The organism is Rhizobium sp. AQ_MP, from assembly GCF_014237835.1.
GTDB lineage: Bacteria > Pseudomonadota > Alphaproteobacteria > Rhizobiales > Rhizobiaceae > Allorhizobium.
In genome coordinates, this window is sequence record NZ_JACJVI010000014.1 from 43,554 (window position 1) to 65,464 (window position 21,911).

The following is a 21,911-nucleotide window of genomic DNA, read 5'->3' on the forward strand; positions in this document are numbered from 1 at the left end:
GGTTAACGTTCCGTTTCGCATCAAGCCGGGACACGCCGAAGTGTCCCGAAAGTGAACCCGCCCGGTGTGGGCGGGTTCCAGCCGGAGAGGCTACTTCAGTCAGGCAGCGTATAGGCGATGACATAGTCGCCAGGATCCGTTCCCACGGAACCGTGACCGCCGGCAACCATCACGACGTACTGCTTGCCGTTGTCGAGGGCGTAGGTCATCGGGGTCGCCTGCCCCCCTGCCGGCAGGCGGCTCTCCCAGAGTTGCTCGCCGGTTGTCAGGTCATAGGCACGCAGGTAGTTGTCCACGGCGGCACCGAGGAAAACGACACCACCCTTGGTGATCATTGGACCACCGATACCGGGTACACCGACCTTGAACGGCAGCGGCAGCGGCGTCATGTCGTAGACCGTGCCATTGCGCTTCTGATAGGCGATCTCGCCGGACCGCAAATCAACGCCGGCAATCGTTCCCCATGGCGGCGCCTGGCAGGGAATGCCGAGCGGCGAGAGAAACGGCCCCATGATGACGCCGTAAGGCGCGCCTTCATTACGGTTCAGACCCTGCTCGGAGCCGGTCTCGCCCTCCTCCTTTGGCGGGATTTCCGACCGCGGAACAAGCTGCGACGTGAATGCGAGGTAGGTCGGCATGCCGAACATGACCTGGCGCTCTGGATCGACGGCGACGGAACCCCAGTTGAACGTACCGAAATTGCCGGGATACACAAGCGTGCCCTCCAGCGAAGGCGGCGTATACTGACCCTCGTATTTCAGCTGGTGGAACTGGATGCGGCACATCATCTGATCGATGATGGTAAGGCCCCACATATTGCTCTCGGTCATGGTCGGCGGACGGAAGGTCAGATCCGAGATCGGCTGCGTGGGCGCGGTGAAATCCTCAGGGATCGCGCCGCCGGGTGCCGGGATCTCGCGCACCGGAATGATCGGCTCGCCCGTCCGGCGGTCCAGGACATAGAGGTCGCCCTGCTTCGTCGGCCCGACCAGCGCGGGCGTGACGGCGCCCTCGGAATTCGTCAGATCGATCAGAACGGGTTGTGCGGGCACATCCATATCCCACAGATCGTGATGCACGGTCTGGCGAACCCAGCGGTCCTCGCCCGTATTGACGTCGAGCGCGACGATCGAGGAAGAGTATTTCTCCACACTCTCACTGCGCCCCATGCCGAGCTGGTCGGGAACCTGGTTGCCGAGCGGAATGTAGACGAGACCCAGCGCTTCATCGACGGAGAAGATCGACCAGCTGTTCGGCGAGTTCGCCGTATAGGTCCCGTCAGGGCCGATCGGTGCCGTGTCGGTCGGGTTGCCGCTGTCCCAGTTCCAGACGAGTTCGCCGGTATCGACATCGAAGGCGCGAATGACGCCCGACGGCGACTGCGTCGAGTAGTTGTCGTTGACGGCACCGCCGATGATGATCTTGCCGGCCGCAATCACGGGCGGCGACGTGGAGTAGTAATAGCCGGCCGGATTGTAGGGCATGTTTTGCTCCAGCCTGAGCGTACCGCCCTCGGCGAAATTCTCGCAGATGGCGCCGGTCCCGGCATCAAGCGCGATCAGACGCGCATCCGAGGTCGGCAGGTAGACGCGCTCGGCACATACCGTACCTTCGACAGCGGCCGGATCGCGGTAATAGGTGACCCCGCGGCAGGTTTGGTGCTGGCGGTCGGGTTCGAGGCCGGCATTCGGATCGAACTTCCATTTTTCCTGGCCGGTCTCGGCATCGACAGCGATCGCCCAGTTGTGCGGCGTGCAGAGGTAGAGCGTGTCATCGACCTTCAGCGGCGTCACCTGATAGGTCGTTTCGCCCACATCTTCCGGCAGCTTCACATCGCCTGTCTGGTAGGTCCAGGCAATCTTCAGGTCCTCGACATTATCGGTATTGATCTGCGTCAGGGGAGAGTACCGCTGCCCGTAGGGCGTGCGGCCATACTGGTGCCAGTCAGCGTCGGGCACGTCACCGCCGAGCGCGGGCGCTGCTGCCACCTGTTCGGTTGGAAGCCTGCCATCGCGGTCATAGGAGTCGGTAAAGAGCGAAATGAGAGCGACGATCGTCGCGATCGCGACCGGAACGGCAAGCGGCAGGAACCCTACCGCCACACGGAGGCGACGATCAGCGGGGCCAAGCCGGCGGCGGATGGCAGGCAGCATCAGCCACAGGCCGAGGACGACGATCAGCCCGCCTCTCGGACCAAGTTGCCACCAGTCGAGCCCGACTTCGGAGACGGACCAAATGAGGCTGCCGAGAATGAAGAGACCATAAAGCCAAAGCGCCTCGACGCGGCGCAGGAAAAGCAGCAGAGCCGTGCCGAGAAAGGCAAGCCCGGCGATTAGGAAGTATGGGCTGCCGCCGAGCAGCACGAGCTGTGCGCCGCCGACGCCGAGCACAAGGCCCAACACGCCGAAGATGACAGCGGTGATAGTGAGAAACATACCGATTCCAATCGTATTGCGAGATGGAAAGTTCGTCCCGCGCCATGACGATCGCGGGAACAACCACCAAGGCCGAACGTGGCAAAACCGTGATTGTTCCATTTTCCAAAACCGACTTGGAAACCGTGGATTGCTCTTGATCCCGAGGCTACCGATTGCCATCTTGCGCCGCACAAGAATGGGAGTGCGATCATGACCAAGGCTCTGTTGCTCATCGACATCCAGAACGGCTTTTGCCCCCGAGGCAACCTGCCAGTCGCCGAGGGGGACGCGGTGGTCCCCGTCGCCAACCGGCTGATCGAAAGCGGCGCCTATGATCTGATCGTCGCCTCGCAGGACTGGCACCCGGCCAACCACGGCAGCTTTGCGTCCCAGCACCCGGGCAAGAAGCCTTTCGACATGGGCGAGCTTTCCGGGCAGCCGCAGGTCATGTGGCCCGATCACTGCGTCCAGGGCACGGCAGATGCCGAATTTCACCCGGACCTCAAGACCGCCCGCATCGACTATATCCAGCGCAAGGGCGAAAACCCCGCCGTCGACAGCTACTCGGCGTTCCGGGACAACGACAAGGCAGCCCTCACCGGCCTCTCCAATTGGCTGAAGCAGAAGGGCGTGACCGTGCTCGACGTCATGGGTCTTGCGACCGACTATTGCGTCAAGTTCTCGGCACTGGATGCCGTCGACATGCTGCCCGGCGTCAAGGTCCGGCTGATCGCAGATGGCTGCCGTGGGATCGACTCGAAGGGTGTCGAAGAGGCGATCGACGCGATGCGCCTGGCAGGCATCGAGATCACCGACAGCAGCTCGATCACGGCTTGACGACATTTCTGCAAAACATCCGTGCGATTGCCTTTTTTAGCGGCAAGCGCTAGAGCCGAGCCAACGAGAAGACAGGGAGGACGCCGGTCATGGAAATCGTCACCACGATCGCCGCTTTGCGACAGAAGCTCGCGCCCCGCCGCCGTGCCGGCCAGACCATTGGCTTCGTGCCGACCATGGGTTATCTGCATCAGGGGCACCTGAGCCTTGTCGGCCGTGCCCGATCTGAAAACGACGTCACAGTGGTGTCGATTTTCGTCAACCCGCTGCAGTTCGGCAAGAACGAAGACCTCGAGAAATATCCCCGCGACCTAGCCCGCGACAGCGCCATGCTGGAAGAGGCCGGTGTCGACTTTCTCTTCGCCCCCGGTGTCGAGGATATGTATCCCGAACCGATGCAGACGGTCGTCGACCTGCCGAAACTCGGCTCAGAGCTCGAAGGCGAGGCCCGTCCGGGTCATTTCGCCGGCGTGGCGACCGTCGTCACCAAGCTCTTCAACATCGTCCAGCCGGATGCCGCCTATTTTGGCGAGAAGGACTATCAGCAGGTGACGATCATCCAGAAGATGGTCGAGGACTTGGCCCAACCCGTCCGCGTCGTGCCCGTTCCGACGGTGCGTGAAGCCGATGGCCTCGCCTGCTCGTCTCGCAACGTTTATCTCTCTCCGGCAGAACGTGCTGCGGCCGTGATCGTACCGAAAACGCTGGCCGAGGCCGAGCGCCTTATGCTGACCGGCATTCGCGACGTTGCGACCCTGGAGGCCAGGCTGATCGACTTCCTGCGCACCGAACCGCTGGCCGAACCCGAAGTCGTCGCCATCCGCGATCCGCGCACGCTGGAGCGTATCGAGGCGGTCCAGGGGAACGCCCTCGTGCTGCTCTATGTCCGCTTCGGCAAGACCAAGCTTCTCGACAATCGCATCATCGGCCAAGCGGCCGCCACCGGCATGGAGGCCGCCTGACATGAGCACACCACCCCGCCAGAAGCGCTTCACCCCGGCCGATATCACGGCCCTGAAGGGCAATCGTCCGATCGTATCGCTGACGGCCTATACGACACCGATAGCCCGTATCCTAGACCGGCATTGCGACCTGCTTCTTGTCGGTGACAGCCTCGGCATGGTGCTCTACGGCATGGACACGACCGTCGGTGTGACGATGGACATGATGGTGGCCCATGGACAGGCCGTCATGCGGGGGGCCACCCGCGCATGCGTCATCGTCGACCTGCCCTTCGGCTCTTACCAGGAGAGCAAGGAACAGGCTTTCCGCAACGCTGTGCGCCTGATGAAGGAAACCGGCTGCGACGGCGTGAAGCTCGAGGGTGGCGCCGAAATGGCCGAAACCGTGGAGTTCCTTGTCACCCGCGGCGTGCCCGTCTTCGGCCATATCGGGCTGATGCCGCAACAGGTGAATACGTCGGGCGGTTACCGCTCCAAGGGCCACAGCGACGCTGAGCAGGACAAGATCCGCCGCGACGCCAAGGCGATCGACGAGGCCGGCGCCTTTGCCATGGTCATCGAGGGCACCGTCGAGCCCTTGGCACGGGAAATCTCGGCCAATGTCAGAGCCGCCACCATCGGCATCGGCGCCTCGCCGGCCTGCGACGGCCAGATCCTCGTCTCCGACGACATGCTCGGCCTGTTCAACGAATTCAAGCCGCGCTTCGTCAAGCATTACAGCGAACTGGCCGAAGTCATCGACAAGGCCGCCAGCGATTATGCATCCGAGGTCAAGGACCGCGTCTTCCCGGGTCAGGAACACACGTTCCAGATCCGCCCCAAGAAGTAATCAGGCCTCCGGCAGGCGTTCCATTTCGTAGAACGAGTCGTTGATCTGGTCGACCTGCCGGGCAATCAGCGCCTGGGCGTCCCGCAGGCCCTTGTTGTAGTAGTGCGGCCCGATCAGCCGCGCCACGAGGTCGACAAGCGTCTCCACCTCGAAGCGCCCGAGCTCCGCTTCGACCTCATCGGACAGGTGGCGCTGAACCTTGAGCAGCAGCCGCTCCTTGTCCTCGCGACTGATCAGGTCCTTCTCCATCTGCCATTCCTCCACATCCGATGCGACTTTTCGACAAGACGGAAATCCCGCCCTGATGGCAATGCCATTCATCAATGGCGGTCGTCGTTCCATCAGCGGAATTGGTTTGTCGATCTGAGCGACAGGCTTTAGCCAGCAGAAGAACGCGAGAAGTCCAAGATGTCCCGATCCCCTTTTGTAGAAGGCGCGCTGAAGGCGTTGCCTGTGATCATTTCAGCCGGCCCCTTTGCCGTTCTCTTTGGCGCGGTTGCCGTGGCGAACGGCCAGACGGTCGCCGAAGCCGCCTTGATGAGCGCCACCGTCTATGCCGGCGCAAGCCAGTTGGTCGGCATCGAACTTTTCGGCCAGGCGGTGCCGATGTGGGTCGTCGTCCTCTCGATCCTTGCCGTCAACTTCCGCCACATCCTCTATTCGGCAGCCCTCACCCCCTTCATCGATCATTTCACCCTGCCACAGAAACTGCTCAGCTTCTTCCTGCTGACCGACCCGCAATTTGCAGAAGCCGTCGCCCGCGGCGAAAGTGGCAAAGAAGTGAGTTTTCCCTGGTATTTCGGCTTCGGCGCCATGATCTATGTTCCCTGGGTCGCCATGAGCGCGCTTGGCGGCGCCCTCGGCAGCGTCATCGGCAATCCCGCCGACTACGGGATCGACGTGCTGCTGCCGATCTACTTCCTCGGCCTCGTGCTCGGCTTTCGCAAGCGCGGCAATTTCCTGCCGATCGTGGCCGTGAGTGCCGTGGTCTCCGTCGCCGCCCAGCATGTGGTGGGCGCGCCCTGGCATATCAGCATCGGCGCTGTGGCCGGCATCGTGCTTGCAGCTCTCCTGCCTCTTTCCCCGTCAGAGAAATCTGCCGAGGAGGCCTCCAGATGAGCACCTGGCTGACGCCCAACATGACGCTGCTGATCGCAGCTGCGGCGGTTGCAACCTTCCTCACCCGGATCGCCGGCTATGTGCTGGTCAAGCGGCTGAAGAGCATGCCGCCACGGCTGGAGGCTGCGCTGAATGCCGTGCCGGCTGCGGTGCTGACGACGCTTGTCGCGCCCGCCTTCTTCTACGGCCAAATCGACGTGAAGGCCGCCATGGCGGCATCGCTCCTGATCGGCCTTCGGTTTTCGGCCATCCCGATGCTGATCGGCGGCTGGGCCGTCGTCATGCTGATGCGGCATTTCCTCGGCTGAGTTTAGCGGGCAAACGGCGCCGTCGCCTGCTCCAACCACTGCTTGGTCGCAGCGTCAGAGATCAACGGCAACAGCTCGTCGCGGGTCTTGGCATGATAGGCGTCGAGCCACTGCAGCTCATCGCGTGTCAACAGATCCTCGACAATGAGCTTGCGGTCAATAGGCACAAAGGTCAGCGTCTCGAAACCGAGCATCGGCTGGTCGCCGCCCTCGATTGCCTCGGCCTCGCGAACATAGATGAGGTTCTCGATCCGGATGCCGAAACTGCCGGGGCGGTAGTAGCCCGGCTCATTCGACAGGATCATGCCGGGAAGCAGCTCCTGCGTCGAAAGCCGCGCAATGCGCTGCGGCCCCTCGTGCACCGAGAGATAGGACCCGACGCCATGGCCCGTGCCATGGGCGAAATCGGCACCGGCCTTCCAGAGCGCGATGCGGGCCAGCGGGTCGAGATCACAGCCGCGCGTGCCCTTCGGAAAGCGTGCCGTGCTGATCGCGATCATGCCCTTCAATGCCAGTGTGAAGAAGCGCCTCTGCTCCTCCGGCACCTCACCGACGGCCAGCGTCCGGGTAATGTCGGTCGTGCCGTTCACATATTGCGCGCCCGAATCGATCAGGAACATCTCGCCCGAGCGGATTTGCCGGTTGCTCTCCGTCGTCACCCGGTAATGCATGATCGCCGCGTTCTCGCCGGCACCGGAGATCGTATCGAAGGAGATGTCCTTGAGCGGGTTCTGCATCCGCTCGCCAACGGCCGCGCGCACCGCTTCCAGCTTTCTGGCGGCCGCGATTTCGGTCAGGCTGCCATGCGGCTGTTCGTCGAACCACTGCAGAAACTCGACCATTGCGACGCCATCCTGCAGATGCGCCGCAGCCGAGCCATTGAGCTCGACCATGTTCTTCACCGCACGACCGAGCTTGGCCGGATCATTGCCTTCGACGACCTCGCCACCGCTATCGCGGATCATGCGAGAAAGCGCGTAAGGGGCGAGATCGGGATCGACGAGAATGCGTTGGCCGCCCTTGGCGACCCGTTCGAGCCGTTCGGCCAACAGCGCCGGATCGACCTGTTCGCAAAGGTCGCGAAGATAGGTCTCGACCTCGAGATTGGTCTTGGCGCTGTCGAGGAAGAGTTCGGCAGATCCATTCGCCTTGATGATTGCACGTGACAGCGCATGCGGCGTATGCGGCACATCACTTCCGCGGAGATTGAAGATCCAGGCCACGGACGACGGATCAGAGATCAGCACGGCGGCGAGGCCCCTCTCGGTCAGATCGGCCGCGATCGTCTTCAGCTTGTCGGCAGCGGCAACACCAGCCTGATTCAGCGCCTGGATCATGACGGCGCCCTTGGGCTCGGCCGGACGGTCCGTCCAGAGCCGATCGACCGGGTTATGCGGCAGGAAGACGAGGCTGCCACCCTTGTCGGCCAGCGCCTTTTCCAGCCGGCGCACCTCCGCACCGGTATGCACCCAGGGATCAATCCCGAGCCGGAAACCCTTCGACGCACGGTTATCGATCCATTTATGCGGCGGCTCTCCGACCAGATCTCCTGGCGTGAACACAGCTGGATCAACCTGCTGGGCAAGCTGCGTGACGTAACGGCCGTCCACGAAGACGACGGCCTGCACCTCGGTCACCAGCAGCATGCCGGCAGAACCGGTGAAGCCGGTCGCCCAGGCGAGACGCTCGGCGGACTCGGGCACATACTCACCTAGATATTCATCCGAGCGCGGGACCAGCAGTCCGTCAATGCCGAACTCTGCAAACAGTCCTCTGAGCGCGGCGATCCGGGCTTTGCCGTGATGCGGCGTGGACTTGACCTCGAAGGACTGAAACATGGATTGGCTCACGATGGATTCGGGATTCTGTCAGCGCTTATAGCAAGGGCACACCGCTATCACCACCACCACCGGAGCCCAGTTGCGGGCAAATGCGCCGTTGAATCTCGGCATGCAGCAATCCGGGCAATGCGAATGCTGCTATGCAGCAATTGCAGGCCTCCCGTGCTTGAAGCCCGCTGACGGAACTCATCCAAGAGGTCTATATCAGACACATCAAGGACGCAGTGTAACGCGCGTCCGAAACCCAGAAGGAACCGAGAGATGGCCAAGTCTTTCCTGCGTAACGCCCTGAACAATCTTGTCGAGGCACGTCAACGCCGTGCCGATCTCTATGCCACCGGCGCACTCCTGTCGCTCGACGATGCATCGCTGGCCGCCATGGGCCTAACACGCGACGAACTGCGTCGCCGTCCGCACCAGCGTGCGATCATCTGATCGGCGGCGGTCGAATTCGACCACCAGTCTAGCATCCGCTTGAGCGCTCCTCCCACGCTCGCGGACCTCGGCGCGGCATGATGCCGATGCCAAAAAGGCGGCTCCTTGCGGGCCGCCTTTTCTGTTTCCGGCAGGACTGACGTAACGTCTCAGCCCTTCCCTTGCGTAAAGTGGATTGTGACCCATCCGTTGCGCCAGATGGTCTTCACATGCGAGAGCCCCTCACCGCTATAGGCTGCAATCACCTTCCAGCGCTGCTCGGCAAGAATGCCGGAAAGGATCACCGAGCCGTTCGGCGCCAGATGATCGACCAGTTGCGGCGCCATCTTGATCAGCGGCCGCGCCAGGATGTTCGCGATGATCAGGTCGAACGGACCATGCTCGCGAAAAGCGGTCGAGTGAAAGCCAGGCGCCGTGCGAAAGTCTATCCCGTCCACGACCTGGTTGCGGCGGGCATTTTCCTTGGCCACACGAACCGCAATCGGATCGATATCGGTCGCCAGCACCGGCACGGGCAGAAGCTTGCGCACGGCAATCGCCAGCACACCGCTGCCCGTTCCAAGGTCCAGAGCGTTGCGCACCTTCCGCGCCCTGACGACCTTCTCGATGACTTCGAGGCAACCCGCCGTCGTCCCGTGATGGCCGGTCCCGAAGGCCTGACCGGCGTCGATCTCGATCGCAACGTCATGTGGCTGAACCTTGTCGCGGTCATGTGAGCCGTGCACGAGGAAGCGTCCGGCCCGGACCGGCTTCAAGCCCTCGAGCGACTTGGCGATCCAGTCGATGTCCGGGATCACCTCGCGCTCGATTGCAGCCTCCGGGAATTCTTCAGAAAGCAGTTCCTGAACCCGGGGGACGACCTCCTCCTCCTGGTCGGCCATCAGATAGATCGATGCTTCCCAGATATCCGCTTTCTCGTCCACTTCTGTGGTGGCGATCGCATAATCCTCCTCACCGAAGGCGAAGCTCATCAGATCAAGGATCCGGTTGGCGTTCATTTCGGTGGTGGTCACATAAAGGCGAATTTCGGCCACGATCGATCATCCTTGGCAAGGTCAGGCAGTCAGACGCGTTGCGGTACAACGCAAACGCCCGGATGGCAACCTCAGCCGAAGCCTTGGGGCATCAACCCTTCATCAGGTTTTCGAGCTTCTTGATCGCCGTTTCCGGATTTTCGCCATAGGCGATCGTTCCCTTGAACCGCCCCTCTGCATCCAGAAGGAAAACGGAAGCGGTATGGTCCATCGTGTAATCGCCGTTCGGCTGCGCCTCGTCGAGCGGGATCTTCTTGGCGTAAACGCGGAAGCCCTTGACGACCTCGGCGATTTTGGCCGGTTCACCAGCAATTCCTTTCACACGGTCGGTCACATTGGAAATGTAGCGGCCGAGGATCTCCGGCGTGTCACGCTCCGGGTCGACTGTCACGAAATACGCCTGCAGCCCTGTCGCAGCCGGATCCACCTGCTTTAGCCACCCGTCCAGTTCGAAGAGCGTGGTCGGGCATACCTCGGGGCAATGGGTGAAGCCGAAGAAGAGGGCGGTCGGCTTGCCGCGAAACGCCTGTTCGGTGATCGGCTGGCCATTCTGGTCCACGAGCTGGAAGGGCACACCGAACGGGGCCTCCGCGATCTTCTGATCCGACTGCGTGACCGAATAGGTCAACCAGCCGAGAACACCCGCCATGACGACAACCGCCGTCCACAAAATGACCCTGACCGTTTTCATGATGGCACTTCCTTGGAATCGAACTCACAGCAGAGCCGATAAGCCTCTCGCCCGGACAAGGCAATTCAACTCGATGTAAATTGGGTCGGGAGCGCGGTTTTGTCACGCGGGGGCCCGTCAGAAGCAATAGGCCAGTCCGGTTTCGACAAGGGTGAGAAAGATATCCGCCCCGTGCTGCATCCATCCGAGAAAGACGACCACGAAGAACAGCGTCCCGGCAAGCAGCAGGGCCGTCAGGGGCAACCATTTCTGAGCGCGATCTTGACCGGTCATAACCTGATCATAATGCATTTTGAGCAGGATCAAACGCGAGATTTTGATCGGCCCGCCTGTGATTTGACGGATATCAAGGAACAAATCTGGTAGTTTCTGACAGATTGTCGCAGGATCCAATGTCTTGGGAGGGACGCATGGAACAGCAGGCACTCGGTCGCGGCTCTTTGCCGAAGCTTCGGATCAACCCGTTGCGCATGGACGATGTACGAGCGTCCCTGGCAGACGGTTGGAGGGACTTCCGGACCTATCCCGCCTTTGGCCTGTTCTTTGGCGCGATCTACGCGCTCGGGGGCATCTTCATCACCGTCATGCTGACCTATTATCATTTGCCCTGGATGATCATTCCGGTAGCCATCGGCTTTCCGCTCATAGGTCCCTTCATCGCCGTCGGCCTCTATGAGATCAGCCGGCGACACCGTCTCGGTGAGCCCGTCGCCTGGAAGGCCATCCTCGCAGAAGTCTTCCGCCAAAGGGAGCGGCAGCTGTCGTGGATGGCCTTCGTCGTGCTCTTCATCTTCTGGATCTGGATCTATCAGGTCCGGCTGCTGATGGCTCTCTTCCTCGGCTTTCGCATCCCCGCCACCCTCGACGCCTTCTTCAATGTGGTTCTGACTACGCCCCAGGGGCTGCTTTTCCTGGCAGTCGGCACGATCGTCGGTGCCGTCCTGGCAACGATCCTGTTCACGGCGACGGTCGTCTCGATGCCGCTGCTGCTCGATCATGATGTGGACTTTGTCACCGCAATGCTGACCAGCATGCGCACCGTCCTGGAAAATCCCGCACCGATGCTGGCATTCGGCCTGATCGTCGCGGGCCTGACTGTCATCGCACTGATTCCCTTGTTTATGGGGCTTCTGGTTGTATTGCCGGTCCTTGGGCACGCCACATGGCATCTTTATCGCCGCGCGATTACAGCATCTTGAGCGTGACTCGCGCGGCAATTGTGCCAAATGCGGCACCACTTAGTTCTTGATTAACTAATATTCTGGATTCTGCGTGAAGCGTTCTGGCCGTCCTGGTCAGGCGGGGATGACAGCCCGCACGGAATTCCCCGTCTACGCATGGTGTCGCCGGCGCGAGCAAGTCGCCGGATCGAGGCTGGGGAACCCAATGGTCAACTACATCACGGGTAAGGATCTATCGGTCAAACAGCGCCTGATGACGCTTGGGGCCGCTGCAGTCTTCGGCATCGGTTCGATGCTCGCGGTCGGCTGGTACCAGAACACGCAGATATCCACTGCGATCCAGGAGTCGATCGACATCAAGAAAAAGGTCGAGCGCATCAATGAAATGCGCCTTGCCAATGCCAACATGGTACTGGCGGCGATGGATACGATCATCGATCGTGAGGAAGGCAGCATCCAGCCAGAGCGCGTGGAGATCATCAATGCTGCGATCGACCTGCTGAGCGAGGGCGAATCGGTCCTGAACGCCGTCGCGACGGAAGCGGGCGCACCTGGCGAAGTTGGCAGCTACGCGTCAGATCTCAACGCTGTCGCCCAGGCTATCCAGGTGGATCTGAAACGGATGGTCGAGGCTGGTGCGCCGGAAGCCGATTACGCGGCCATCGATGACACCATTGATGGCGCAGGCGAGCGCCTGGCTGGCTCCCTGAACAACCTTTCTGCCCTCGGCGGCAACCTGGTCGAGGAATATGTGAGCGAGGCGACCCGCCGCAGCGACCAGGCTCTGTTCTTCCAGCTGGGTCTTGGCAGTCTGGCATTCTTGACGGTGATCGCCCTGCAGCTGATTCACGGCAACTCCATCGCGAATGGAATCCGGCTGGTCCGAACGAGCATGCAGCGCATCATCGACGGCGACTATCAGACAGAGGTTGCCGGAACGGACCGGCAAGACGAGATAGGCGGCATGGCCCGTTCCGCCGACATCTTCCGCAAGGCGGCGATCGAAAAGCTGGAACTCGAAGAGACGAGTCGCGTTCAGCGCCGGCAGAACGAAGCGGAGCGTGAAAGCCGCACCGCCGCGATGGAAGCAGACACCCGCGCTCTCAAGCTCGCGGTCGATGCGCTCGGTGAAGGCCTGACGCGCCTGTCGAAAGGCGATCTATGCGCTGCCATCACTGGCCCCTTCCCTCCGGATCTTGAGCGACTGAGAAACGACTTCAACGAAGTGGCCACCAATCTGAAGCGGGTCATGACCGAAATTTCCGGCAACAGCAGCTCAATCCATGCCAACAGCCAGCAGATGCGCAGTGCCGCAGACGATCTGGCTCGGCGCACCGAACAACAGGCGGCCTCCCTGGAAGAGACCTCGGCTGCGCTGAGTGAAATCACCGAGACGGTCAAGGCAGCCACGGAGCGCGCCGAAGAGGCGAGCCACATGGTCGACAATGCCAAGATTTACGCCGAGCAGTCGAGCGCAGTCGTCAATGACGCCATGGCGGCCATGGAGCGCATCGAAGGCGCCACCGGCGAAATCGGCAAGATCATCAACGTGATCGACGAAATCGCCTTTCAGACCAATCTTCTGGCGCTCAATGCCGGTGTCGAGGCAGCCCGCGCGGGTGATGCCGGCAAGGGCTTCGCCGTCGTGGCGCAGGAGGTTCGCGCACTTGCCGGAAGGGCCGCAGAAGCCGCTCGCGACATCAAGACGCTCGTCGGCCGCTCGAGCGAAGAAGTTCGCTCGGGCGTCGAAATCGTCACCGCAACAAGCGAGGCACTTCACCGCATTGGCGAAGATGTTTTACGAATTAACGAGCACGTTAAGGCAATCGTTACCAGCGCCAGAGAACAATCAGTGGGTCTGAGCGAGATCAACTCCGCCGTGGGGCAAATGGACCAGGTCACGCAGCAGAACGCCGCAATGGTAGAGCAGACCAACGCGGCGAGCCACACGCTGGCGAGCGATGCGGAAAGCCTTTCGCGTCTTGTCAGCCAGTTCAGGGTCGACCTGAACGAACCTGTTCATGGACAACAGCAGGAGCCGGCCAGGGCCGCCTCCCCTCAGAAACCGTCTCCCGCACGGGCGCTGATGGACAAGGTAGCGGGATCGTTTAACCGAAAGGCTTCGGCAACTGCCTCTGCTGCCGCGGCGAAAGAACACTGGGAAGAGTTCTAAACATGAGCAATGCCATCAAACAGTCGGGTGCCTATCTGGAAATCGTATCCTTCCATCTCGGCGACCAGGAATTCTGCATCGACATCATGGCCATTCGCGAAATTCGCGGCTGGGCTCCGGTCACACCGATGCCGCACACCCCGCCCTACGTTCTCGGCCTCATCAACCTGCGTGGCGCGGTCATCCCGGTCATCGACATGGCATGCCGTCTTGGCATGAAGATGACCGAACCCTCCGAGCGCGCGGCCATCATCGTCACGGACATCGCCGGCAAGCTGGTCGGCCTTCTGGTCGAGCAGGTTTCGGACATGATGACCATCCGCTCTGAAGATCTGCAACCGGCACCGGAGATCATTCCGGAAGCCCAGCGCGCCTTCTGCCGCGGCATCGTCGCCCTTGAAAAGTCGATGGTCTGCTTCCTCAACCTCGACACGGTCATTGCCGACGAGCTCGCCCAGGCAGCCTGATTGACCATCCTCTTCCCAGGAAGGAGCCTCGACCTCGTCGGGGCTCGTTCCCGTTTGTGCCGCTGCACGGGCGAAAAAAACTTATAGTTTATACATGTAATAAAAAATACGGAACTGACGGCGCGTTTCGACGTTTCTCCATGGCTTCCGACGACGCGGAAGTTTCTGCAAGGAAACAGAGGAGAAATATGATGAATTCTGCTGTAAAGCTCGCGCTCGCCGGTGCAATGTCTCTTGCGTCCGTTTCGGGCGTAGCACTGGCTCAGACCGCTGACCCGATGGTCGACAACACGACCACGACCAATTCGACAACCATGGCAACCGAGGGCGTGAACATCGTCCGCCTCGACAGCCTGGACAACGATCAGGACCGTCAGCAGCACACCCGCCTGGAAGCCATGGCCAATGATCAGGCCGCCATGGCCGAAGCTCAGTCGGAAGTGAGCGCAGACCCTGCGATCATGGCCGCTCTTCAGGAGCAGAGCATCGAGCCGATGAACGTCATTGACGTGGAAACGGCAGCCAATGGCGGCAAGGTCGTCTACGTGAAGTAAGCGTTTGATCGCCATTCAATCAAAACGCCCTGGATCCGGACGGTTCCAGGGCGTCTTTGCGTGGAGAGATGAACAGGCTCCTCTCCGCCCGGCTGCGAAATTGGGGGTGTCGCGGTGCCGGAGGACAATGAATGGCGGAGCGCTCCTGCGGGCGAAAGTGACTGCCATCACAACCATGCCTGGGAAAGCCGATCCACCCAAAACTGGTCGTAGATCACCCCAGCCATAGTCCCCGTAGCCTCGTCGATCCATCCGTCATGAGCAAGGATGACACCGACGAAGCCCTGTGGCCAGCGTGCCTGAGTCGCCTCACTTTGGTCTGCCGTTGGTCCAAACGACGCTCTGATTGAAGAGCGGCACCGTCGAAATCGCCATCTTGGCCGAACCTTCGACCACCTGACGGGAATGGACGAGGTAGATCAGCGTGTCGTTCTGCTTGTCGTAGATCCGATTGACGACCAGCGATTTCCAGATGATCGACAGCCCTTCGCGGAACACTTCCTCGCCTTCACGAGACAGATCGATGTCACCGATCTCGATCGGGCCGGTCTGGCGGCAGGCGATGGAGTTATTCGAGGGATCCTCGAACCAATTTCCCTTTGAGAGGCGATCGATAATCGAACGATCGAAATAGGTGACGTGACAGGTGATCCCCTTCACGTCAGGATCGGTCATCGCCTCGACGATGATGTCATTGCCGACCCAGTCAACGCCCACCTTGCCGACAACCTCGGCGGAGACAGGCAGGGCGGAGGCCATCGCAAGACCGACAGCAGCGAGGATCGGCTTCAGGAACATTCTTTTCACTCCATTGTGAACTCTGTCCCAAAGATAAGGAGCCGCGTCAGGCTTGCAAGGCGGCGGCCCGTCGCGGCTTGCGCGCAAATGAGCAGGGCTCGTAACCGCGGCGGTTCAGCCGGCCGATATTGAGGCCGAGTTTCGCAGCGAGTTCGAAAAGATCGTTCACCTCGGCTTCGGCAGCCATTGCGAGGCATGCTTCGGCGCAAATGCGGGCGTCTTCCGCCGCATTGTGGTGCAGGAAGTTGAGCCCGAGATGGGCGGCCAGCACATTCAGCCGGTGCGAACCAAGACCCGGCCAGTGCCTCTGCGCGAGTTTCACGCTGCAGAGATAGGAGAGTTCCGGATAGTCAAGGCCCGAGTGATCGAGGCACGCCCGAAGAACGGAGAAATCGAACGACGCATTGTGGGCGATCATTCGCGCACCTTCGAAATCGGCGGCAAATTCGGCCATCACATCCACGAATTCAGGCGCATGCACGGTATGTTCTGGTCTGATCCCATGGATCGCAATGTTGAATGGCGAGTAACGGTTCTCCGGCGGTCGGATCAGCCGCTCCTCTACCCTGACAACCCGCCCATCCTCGATGAACGCCAGCCCGATCGAGCAGGCACTCGCCCGGGCCTCGGTGGCGGTTTCGAAGTCAATGGCAATTGTCTTGCCGGAAAACGGGTCGATGGACATGAGAAAAGCCATAGGCCCAGCATCGGATTCGGACAAGCCTCAGCCCTTTCACAACTTGACCTCGGCCGCTGGCGGAGCCATGCTCTCCACATGTTAACATGCGCGCCAACCATCGTGATGACCCACCTCGTCGTCACCCTCCTTGAGGGTGTCCGGGTCAGGTCGCGTCTGTAGCTAACGTGTCCATCCCGAACGCCCTGCGGTAGAGCAGGCGCTTCGGTTCGTGCTCTCCCGCCAAGACAAGGAGAGCCTTCATGGCACAACCGATATCCGCAATTCAGAAGCAAGATTTGTCTTGGCCTACCGGACTGGTGATCCGGGCACGATCAGTAACCGATGCTGCGGCCATCACCGAACTGCACAATCTACCCGGTTACCGCTGGGGCACCATGCGACTACCCTACCATTCGGAAGAGGAAGTGCGGCGCGGCATCGAGCAGCAATCCGGTGACGCAAGGAGCCTGGTGGCTATCCTGGAAGATCGCATCGTCGGCGATATCGGTCTGCACCCGGCCAAAGGCAGACGCGCCCACGCCGCCACGGTTGGCATGGGCGTGCACGACGAATTCACGCGTCGCGGCATCGGTCGCGCCTTGCTCGGTGAAGCGATCGCCATCGCTGACGAATGGCTGAACCTTAGCCGCCTCGAACTCACCGTCTACGCGGACAATGAGCCAGCCATCGGTCTCTACAAGAGCTTCGGCTTCCAGGTCGAAGGGATGATGGCCCGATACGCCTTTCGTGGCGGTGCCTACGTCGACGCCCTCTCCATGGCGCGCCTTCGCGAATAGCTGCGGCGACGGGGGCCAGGCCCCCGCCCCTTCACCATGTAAAGCCCTTTTCGATCCCTGCCCCTCGACTTTCTGGGTGGAGGCGAGTAGGAACAGCGCCAACATACCCGCAATCGGCGGGCGCGGCGCTTTGGCCCGCATCAACAATCACGTTCGAAAGACCAATTCATGACTGATTTTGACGCCATCGTCCCGGCGATCGCCGAGGCCTTGCGCAAGCGCGGCTACGAAGCTCTCACCCCCGTGCAGCAGGCGATGATCGACCCAGACCTTGAAGGTCGCGATGCGCTTGTCTCCGCCCAGACCGGCTCCGGCAAGACGGTTGCCTTTGGCCTTGCCATGGCACCGACCATTCTTCCCCAAGCCGGCCGCTTCGACCGCGCCGGTCAGCCGCTCGCCCTTGCCATCGCCCCCACCCGCGAACTTGCCATGCAGGTGAAGCGCGAGTTGGAATGGCTTTACGCCGAAACCGGCGCTGTCATCGGCTCCTGCGTCGGCGGCATGGACATTCGCAACGAACGCCGGGCGCTGGAACGCGGTGCCCATATCGTCGTCGGCACGCCGGGCCGTCTGCGCGACCATATCACCCGTGGCGCCCTCGACCTTTCGCAGATGCGGGTCGTGGTGCTCGACGAAGCCGACGAGATGCTCGATCTCGGCTTCCGCGAAGATCTCGAATTCATCCTTGAAGAATCGCCCGACGATCGCCGCACCCTGATGTTCTCGGCAACAGTTCCGCGCTCGATTGCCGATCTCGCCAAGAGCTACCAGCGCGACGCGCGCCGCATCGAGACGGTGTCGGAAAAGAAGCAGCATGTCGACATCGAATACCGCGCGCTGGCTGTTGCCAATCCCGACCGCGAAAATGCGATCATCAACGTGTTGCGCTTCTACGAAGCCCGCAACGCCATCGTTTTCTGCTCGACACGCGCAGCCGTGAACCACCTGACCGCCCGCCTGCACAACCGCGGCTTCTCCGTCGTGGCGCTGTCGGGCGAACTCTCGCAAAACGAGCGCACCCATGCCCTGCAGGCCATGCGGGACGGCCGCGCGCGCGTCTGCATCGCGACCGACGTTGCTGCCCGCGGCATCGACCTGCCCGGCCTCGAACTCGTCATCCATGCGGATTTGCCGACCAATTCCGAAACCCTGCTGCACCGCTCGGGCCGTACCGGTCGTGCCGGCAACAAGGGTGTCTCGGCGCTGATCGTGCCCAACAGCGCCCGCCGCAAGGCGGAGCGCCTGCTCGCCGGGGCCAATGTACGCCCGACCTGGGCCCTGCCGCCCTCGGCCGATGAAGTGCAGGCCCGTGATGACGAACGCCTGATGGCCGATCCGACACTCACCGAAGCGATCACCGAAGACGAAGCACCGATGATCGAGGCGCTGATTGCCACCCATGGCGCCCAGCAGGTCGCTGCAGCCTTCCTGCGCCTGCAGCGTGGCAATCGCTCGGCACCGGAAGACCTGATCCCCGTCAGCCTCGAAGCCGGCAAGGCCCGCAAGGAGCCCGACTACGCAAATCCCGCTAGCGCCGTCACCAAGCCGCGCGGCGATTTTGGCCCGAGCGTCTGGTTCTCCGTCTCCGTCGGCCGTCGTCAGAATGCCGAACCGCGCTGGCTGATCCCCATGCTCTGCCGCAACGGCAATATCACCAAGAACGAGATTGGCGCGATCAAGATGCAGCCGGAGGAAACCTTCGTGGAGATCGCCGCAAACGCGCTCGACACCTTCCTTGGCGCACTCGGCCCGAACAAGGCCCTGGAGCGCGGCATCACGCTCGCTCAGCTCCCCGGTACGCCGGACTTTTCGGCTCCGCCCAAGGAGCGTGCCCCGCGCCCGCCGCGCGAGGAGGGTGACCGCAGGCCCTACAGCGAGAAGAAGGCCTATGGCGACCGCAAGTCGGAGGACCGCAAACCCTTTGGCGATCGCAAGCCCTATGGTGACAAGGCTCCATATGGCGAGAAGAAGTCCTACGGTGACAAGAAGCCCTACGCCCGCAAGGCCGAAGGCGCCGAACGTCCGCGCGACAGCATGGCCGTGACCGATGCCGAGGTCTGGGGCGACGCGCCGGCAAAGCCGAAGCGCAACGACTGGAGCGACGACAAGCCCGCCTTCAAGAAGAAGCCGAAGGGCGCTTCGAACGCCTGGGACAAGCCGGCAAAGCCGGAATGGACGGGCAAGCCAAAAGGCGACAAGCCGGCCTTTGCCGGCAAGCCCAAGGGCAAGTTCGATGATCGTGGTGCCACCGCCGGTCCGAAGAAGAAGAGCTTCAAGCCCAAGGGCTGATCCCTTTCGACATCAGGTCGCTGGCTTCGGCAATAGGCACTCAATGTGAGAGATAGCGCCTTCTGTTCCCCAGGAACGGAACAACCACCGTCCCTTTCGCATTTCCTGCGGGGCAAGGGACGGTGGAACAATGGCAGTCGCTGAGAAGAATGATGCCGATCAGGCTCACGCAAGGCGCTTTCTCGTCGGTCTCGCGCGTGGCGGTGCAGGCGCTCTGCTCTTTTCCATACCGATGCTGATGACCATGGAGATGTGGTTCCTAGGCTTCTACATGGAGCGCGAACGGCTTCTCCTCTTGCTCGTCCTGAACGTGCCGCTTCTCGTCTGCCTGTCGCATCGTATTGGCTTTGAACGCACGACCACCTGGCGCCAGTCGGCCAGGGACGCGATCGTCGCCTATGGCATGGGCGTGGCGGCGAGCGCTCTGATCCTCCTGTTGCTCGGCGTCATCAAGCTCGCCATGGCGCCGCGTGAATGGGTTGGCATGATCGCGCTGCAGGCCGTGCCCGCGAGCATCGGCGCCTTGCTCGGCCGCAGCCAGCTCAGCATGCGCGAGGAAGATGACGACGACGGGTCGGACGAGAGCAGCGAAACGTCCTATGCCACCGAACTCTTCATGATGGCCGTCGGAGCACTTTACCTGTCACTCAATCTGGCGCCCACGGAGGAGATGATCCTCCTCGCCTACAAGATGACCGTCTGGCACGCCCTGTCCTTGCTGCTGCTCTCCCTGCTTCTGATGCATGGCTTCGTCTATGCGCTTTCCTTCAAGGGCAGCCACAGCCTTGAGGCAGGCACGCCGGTCTGGCATGCCTTCATTCGCTTCACCCTGCCCGGTTACGTTCTCGCTCTGGCGGTCAGCCTCTACACCCTCTGGACCTTCGGCCGGCTCGATGACCTCGGCACAACCGAAGCGCTCCTGACGGTCATCGTTCTCGGCTTCCCGGCAGCCATCGGCGCGGCCGCCGCCCGTCTCATCCTGTGAGGAATGATGCCATGACCCGGACAGGTTCAAGCAAACAGTTAGAAGCCATCCGACCCAACTGGATTGAATGGCTGACGGGCCTCGTTGCCACCCTGCTTGTCCTTGCGATGATGGGCTGGATCCTCTTCGAGGCGGCAACCTCTTCCGATCGCCCTCCCGAACTCGCGGCCAGGATCGTCGCCATTGATCAGGTGGCACCCGGCTGGCGGGTGATGGTCGAGGTCGACAACAGGGGTGACCAAGCCGCTGCGGCAGTGGAGGTCAAGGCCACGCTCGAAAACAGCGCCGACGTGTTGGAGGAAGCGACGCTGACATTCGACTATGTCGCGGCTGGATCGAGTGCGCGCGGAGGACTGATGCTGATGAACAATCCGTCCGACGGCCTACTGAAAATTGTGCCATCCAGCTTCACGGAGCCATGAGCGTCCCGATCCAGGACGAAGATGGTGTCAATCACAGGTTACACATTCATTGAAACTTAATTTTTCGATGAGTAAAACTAGTAGGGGTTCAAATTGGCCCTTTACTGCATAGGTTGTAGTCGCCACTTTGGCGCGAGACAGATGCGGGGTACCGGCTTTCGGGAAATCTAGACGCCAGCCGCCACGAGATTTTCACTCGCGGCGTAGAAATGTTTGTCCTTTCAAGTCTTATTGCGTGGTCGAGCGGATGTTGAAAAAACAGATTGAAGCATGGGTGATCCGCGATATTGGCGCGACGGAGTTCGACCACTGGGATCCCGTATTGCGGTTCGCGACCCGCCTCTCCGTGCGCACATCCATCATTGCGAGCATCATGGTCGCGGGCATACTCACTCTGCTGCACGCCCTTGATGTTCTTCTCAACCCGTTGGCACGCGATTTGCTCATCGGCTGCGGGATCGCCCTGGTTGTATCCTTTACGCTCACCATGCTGTGCTCGATGTACATGGGCTACGCGGTCATCCACCTGGCCCGGACGCGTCTCGAATTCCAGCAGATGAGCCGGACCGACATGCTCTCGGGCCTTCTGAACCGCCGGGCCTTCATTGAGGACGTTTCGACAGTCGAACGCGGTCAGCTCCTGATCCTCGACATTGACCGCTTCAAACACATCAATGATCGTTACGGCCACATGGCCGGAGACGACGTGATCGTATCGGTTGCCGGTACCATCGCCCAGGTCGTCGGCCAGCCGCATATGGTCGCCCGCATCGGGGGCGAGGAGTTCGCCGTGCTTTTCCGAGATGCCGATTTTGCAGAAGCACAGTTGATCGCGGAAAAGCTCCGGCGCAGCATTGCCAATCGCCCCGTGGAGGCCTTCCACCAGACGATCGCAGTGACCGTATCAGGCGGGATCGCAGACATCACGCCCTTGCGGGATTTTTCGGCGGTCTACGCCGCCGCAGATCGCGCCTTGTACCTTGCCAAATCCTCGGGCCGCAATCGCATTGTCCATGAACGGGACCTGATGCGCGGCGCCTACATCGAACCCATGTCGCCCGACAGACCGGATGCCGCCATCAGCGTGGCGTGA

At 61.4% G+C, this 21,911-nt stretch carries 23 protein-coding genes; 15 read left to right on the forward strand and 8 right to left on the reverse strand.

Annotated elements, in window-relative coordinates:
- Positions 1-95: 95 nt before the first annotated feature.
- The gene (locus H6M51_RS18390; RefSeq protein WP_185811279.1) at positions 96-2,435 is read right to left on the reverse strand and encodes a glucose/quinate/shikimate family membrane-bound PQQ-dependent dehydrogenase; all 2,340 of its coding nucleotides are present in this window, start codon (positions 2,433-2,435) and stop codon (positions 96-98) included.
- 192 nt (positions 2,436-2,627) lie between these two features.
- Between H6M51_RS18390 and pncA the strand changes: the two genes are divergently transcribed.
- The 3 genes from pncA (at position 2,628) to panB (ending at position 5,045) form a co-directional block, all read left to right on the forward strand.
- A complete protein-coding gene (gene pncA / locus H6M51_RS18395) occupies positions 2,628-3,254 on the forward strand; it encodes a bifunctional nicotinamidase/pyrazinamidase (protein ID WP_185811280.1) in 627 nt (208 codons plus the stop codon).
- A gap of 89 nt (positions 3,255-3,343) precedes the next feature.
- On the forward strand, positions 3,344-4,216 hold the full coding sequence (panC, locus tag H6M51_RS18400; protein WP_185811281.1) for a pantoate--beta-alanine ligase: 873 nt from the start codon (positions 3,344-3,346) through the stop codon (positions 4,214-4,216).
- A gap of 1 nt (position 4,217) precedes the next feature.
- Positions 4,218-5,045, forward strand: a complete 828-nt coding sequence (gene panB, locus H6M51_RS18405) for a 3-methyl-2-oxobutanoate hydroxymethyltransferase (protein ID WP_185811282.1) — start codon at positions 4,218-4,220, stop codon at positions 5,043-5,045.
- Here panB and H6M51_RS18410 read toward each other — a convergent pair whose 3' ends face one another.
- Positions 5,046-5,294 (reverse strand): DUF2164 domain-containing protein, encoded by a 249-nt coding sequence (locus H6M51_RS18410; RefSeq protein ID WP_185811283.1) that lies wholly within the window; start codon positions 5,292-5,294, stop codon positions 5,046-5,048. It abuts the gene before it with no gap.
- 159 nt (positions 5,295-5,453) lie between these two features.
- Between H6M51_RS18410 and H6M51_RS18415 the strand changes: the two genes are divergently transcribed.
- Complete coding sequence (locus tag H6M51_RS18415) at positions 5,454-6,164, forward strand: AzlC family ABC transporter permease (protein ID WP_185811284.1); 711 nt, start codon at positions 5,454-5,456, stop codon at positions 6,162-6,164.
- Positions 6,161-6,472 (forward strand): AzlD family protein, encoded by a 312-nt coding sequence (locus H6M51_RS18420; RefSeq protein WP_185811285.1) that lies wholly within the window; start codon positions 6,161-6,163, stop codon positions 6,470-6,472. Before H6M51_RS18415 ends, H6M51_RS18420 begins: the two co-directional genes overlap by 4 nt.
- Positions 6,473-6,474: 2 nt before the next feature.
- Here H6M51_RS18420 and H6M51_RS18425 read toward each other — a convergent pair whose 3' ends face one another.
- Complete coding sequence (locus H6M51_RS18425) at positions 6,475-8,310, reverse strand: aminopeptidase P family protein (protein WP_185811286.1); 1,836 nt, start codon at positions 8,308-8,310, stop codon at positions 6,475-6,477.
- A 264-nt stretch (positions 8,311-8,574) separates the two neighbouring features.
- Here H6M51_RS18425 and H6M51_RS18430 point away from each other — a divergent pair, with 264 nt between their 5' ends.
- Positions 8,575-8,748, forward strand: a complete 174-nt coding sequence (locus H6M51_RS18430; protein ID WP_185811287.1) for a hypothetical protein — start codon at positions 8,575-8,577, stop codon at positions 8,746-8,748.
- A 149-nt stretch (positions 8,749-8,897) separates the two neighbouring features.
- On the opposite strand, the gene H6M51_RS18435 is transcribed toward H6M51_RS18430, so the two are convergent.
- The 3 genes from H6M51_RS18435 to H6M51_RS18445 form a co-directional block, all read right to left on the reverse strand.
- Positions 8,898-9,782: a 50S ribosomal protein L11 methyltransferase gene (locus H6M51_RS18435; protein ID WP_185811288.1), complete on the reverse strand. Its 885-nt coding sequence runs from the start codon at positions 9,780-9,782 to the stop codon at positions 8,898-8,900.
- 91 nt (positions 9,783-9,873) lie between these two features.
- On the reverse strand, positions 9,874-10,473 hold the full coding sequence (locus H6M51_RS18440; protein WP_185811289.1) for an SCO family protein: 600 nt from the start codon (positions 10,471-10,473) through the stop codon (positions 9,874-9,876).
- 117 nt (positions 10,474-10,590) lie between these two features.
- Complete coding sequence (locus H6M51_RS18445; protein WP_185811290.1) at positions 10,591-10,830, reverse strand: hypothetical protein; 240 nt, start codon at positions 10,828-10,830, stop codon at positions 10,591-10,593.
- 53 nt (positions 10,831-10,883) lie between these two features.
- Here H6M51_RS18445 and H6M51_RS18450 point away from each other — a divergent pair, with 53 nt between their 5' ends.
- The 4 genes from H6M51_RS18450 (at position 10,884) to H6M51_RS18465 (ending at position 14,848) form a co-directional block, all read left to right on the forward strand.
- A complete protein-coding gene (locus H6M51_RS18450; RefSeq protein WP_185811291.1) occupies positions 10,884-11,672 on the forward strand; it encodes a DUF2189 domain-containing protein in 789 nt (262 codons plus the stop codon).
- Between the two features lie 187 nt (positions 11,673-11,859).
- The gene (locus H6M51_RS18455) at positions 11,860-13,827 is read left to right on the forward strand and encodes a methyl-accepting chemotaxis protein (RefSeq protein ID WP_185811292.1); all 1,968 of its coding nucleotides are present in this window, start codon (positions 11,860-11,862) and stop codon (positions 13,825-13,827) included.
- A 2-nt stretch (positions 13,828-13,829) separates the two neighbouring features.
- Positions 13,830-14,294 carry a chemotaxis protein CheW gene (locus H6M51_RS18460; protein ID WP_062278961.1) on the forward strand — a complete coding sequence of 155 codons (465 nt, stop codon included), beginning with the start codon at positions 13,830-13,832 and terminating at the stop codon, positions 14,292-14,294.
- 191 nt (positions 14,295-14,485) lie between these two features.
- Positions 14,486-14,848: a hypothetical protein gene (locus H6M51_RS18465; protein ID WP_185811293.1), complete on the forward strand. Its 363-nt coding sequence runs from the start codon at positions 14,486-14,488 to the stop codon at positions 14,846-14,848.
- Between the two features lie 309 nt (positions 14,849-15,157).
- Here H6M51_RS18465 and H6M51_RS18470 read toward each other — a convergent pair whose 3' ends face one another.
- Both H6M51_RS18470 and H6M51_RS18475 read right to left on the reverse strand, forming a co-directional pair.
- Positions 15,158-15,646 (reverse strand): CreA family protein, encoded by a 489-nt coding sequence (locus tag H6M51_RS18470; protein ID WP_185811294.1) that lies wholly within the window; start codon positions 15,644-15,646, stop codon positions 15,158-15,160.
- A gap of 46 nt (positions 15,647-15,692) precedes the next feature.
- The gene (locus H6M51_RS18475) at positions 15,693-16,331 is read right to left on the reverse strand and encodes a 3'-5' exonuclease (RefSeq protein ID WP_185811295.1); all 639 of its coding nucleotides are present in this window, start codon (positions 16,329-16,331) and stop codon (positions 15,693-15,695) included.
- Positions 16,332-16,585: 254 nt separating this feature from the next.
- On the opposite strand from H6M51_RS18475, the gene H6M51_RS18480 reads away from it, so the two are divergent.
- The 5 genes from H6M51_RS18480 (at position 16,586) to H6M51_RS18500 (ending at position 21,911) form a co-directional block, all read left to right on the forward strand.
- Positions 16,586-17,122, forward strand: coding sequence for a GNAT family N-acetyltransferase (locus H6M51_RS18480; protein ID WP_185811296.1), 537 nt, complete (start codon positions 16,586-16,588; stop codon positions 17,120-17,122).
- Positions 17,123-17,290: 168 nt separating this feature from the next.
- Positions 17,291-19,411 (forward strand): DEAD/DEAH box helicase, encoded by a 2,121-nt coding sequence (locus tag H6M51_RS18485; RefSeq protein ID WP_185811297.1) that lies wholly within the window; start codon positions 17,291-17,293, stop codon positions 19,409-19,411.
- Between the two features lie 130 nt (positions 19,412-19,541).
- The gene (locus H6M51_RS18490) at positions 19,542-20,396 is read left to right on the forward strand and encodes a TIGR02587 family membrane protein (protein WP_185811298.1); all 855 of its coding nucleotides are present in this window, start codon (positions 19,542-19,544) and stop codon (positions 20,394-20,396) included.
- An 11-nt stretch (positions 20,397-20,407) separates the two neighbouring features.
- Entirely contained in the window at positions 20,408-20,818 is a 411-nt protein-coding gene (locus H6M51_RS18495; protein WP_185811299.1) for a hypothetical protein, read from the forward strand.
- A gap of 247 nt (positions 20,819-21,065) precedes the next feature.
- Positions 21,066-21,911, forward strand: coding sequence for a GGDEF domain-containing protein (locus H6M51_RS18500; protein ID WP_185811300.1), 846 nt, complete (start codon positions 21,066-21,068; stop codon positions 21,909-21,911).

Excerpts from the sequence above, each read along its gene's own strand:
- H6M51_RS18390 (WP_185811279.1), bottom strand. The coding sequence starts at position 2,435 with ATGTTTCTCACTATCACCGCTGTCATCTTCGGCGTGTTGGGCCTTGTG.
- pncA (WP_185811280.1), top strand. The coding sequence starts at position 2,628 with ATGACCAAGGCTCTGTTGCTCATCGACATCCAGAACGGCTTTTGCCCC.
- panC (WP_185811281.1), top strand. The coding sequence starts at position 3,344 with ATGGAAATCGTCACCACGATCGCCGCTTTGCGACAGAAGCTCGCGCCC.
- panB (WP_185811282.1), top strand. The coding sequence starts at position 4,218 with ATGAGCACACCACCCCGCCAGAAGCGCTTCACCCCGGCCGATATCACG.
- H6M51_RS18410 (WP_185811283.1), bottom strand. The coding sequence starts at position 5,294 with ATGGAGAAGGACCTGATCAGTCGCGAGGACAAGGAGCGGCTGCTGCTC.
- H6M51_RS18415 (WP_185811284.1), top strand. The coding sequence starts at position 5,454 with ATGTCCCGATCCCCTTTTGTAGAAGGCGCGCTGAAGGCGTTGCCTGTG.
- H6M51_RS18420 (WP_185811285.1), top strand. The coding sequence starts at position 6,161 with ATGAGCACCTGGCTGACGCCCAACATGACGCTGCTGATCGCAGCTGCG.
- H6M51_RS18425 (WP_185811286.1), bottom strand. The coding sequence starts at position 8,310 with ATGTTTCAGTCCTTCGAGGTCAAGTCCACGCCGCATCACGGCAAAGCC.
- H6M51_RS18430 (WP_185811287.1), top strand. The coding sequence starts at position 8,575 with ATGGCCAAGTCTTTCCTGCGTAACGCCCTGAACAATCTTGTCGAGGCA.
- H6M51_RS18440 (WP_185811289.1), bottom strand. The coding sequence starts at position 10,473 with ATGAAAACGGTCAGGGTCATTTTGTGGACGGCGGTTGTCGTCATGGCG.
- H6M51_RS18450 (WP_185811291.1), top strand. The coding sequence starts at position 10,884 with ATGGAACAGCAGGCACTCGGTCGCGGCTCTTTGCCGAAGCTTCGGATC.
- H6M51_RS18455 (WP_185811292.1), top strand. The coding sequence starts at position 11,860 with ATGGTCAACTACATCACGGGTAAGGATCTATCGGTCAAACAGCGCCTG.
- H6M51_RS18460 (WP_062278961.1), top strand. The coding sequence starts at position 13,830 with ATGAGCAATGCCATCAAACAGTCGGGTGCCTATCTGGAAATCGTATCC.
- H6M51_RS18465 (WP_185811293.1), top strand. The coding sequence starts at position 14,486 with ATGAATTCTGCTGTAAAGCTCGCGCTCGCCGGTGCAATGTCTCTTGCG.
- H6M51_RS18470 (WP_185811294.1), bottom strand. The coding sequence starts at position 15,646 with ATGTTCCTGAAGCCGATCCTCGCTGCTGTCGGTCTTGCGATGGCCTCC.
- H6M51_RS18475 (WP_185811295.1), bottom strand. The coding sequence starts at position 16,331 with ATGTCCATCGACCCGTTTTCCGGCAAGACAATTGCCATTGACTTCGAA.
- H6M51_RS18480 (WP_185811296.1), top strand. The coding sequence starts at position 16,586 with ATGGCACAACCGATATCCGCAATTCAGAAGCAAGATTTGTCTTGGCCT.
- H6M51_RS18485 (WP_185811297.1), top strand. The coding sequence starts at position 17,291 with ATGACTGATTTTGACGCCATCGTCCCGGCGATCGCCGAGGCCTTGCGC.
- H6M51_RS18490 (WP_185811298.1), top strand. The coding sequence starts at position 19,542 with ATGGCAGTCGCTGAGAAGAATGATGCCGATCAGGCTCACGCAAGGCGC.
- H6M51_RS18495 (WP_185811299.1), top strand. The coding sequence starts at position 20,408 with ATGACCCGGACAGGTTCAAGCAAACAGTTAGAAGCCATCCGACCCAAC.
- H6M51_RS18500 (WP_185811300.1), top strand. The coding sequence starts at position 21,066 with ATGTTGAAAAAACAGATTGAAGCATGGGTGATCCGCGATATTGGCGCG.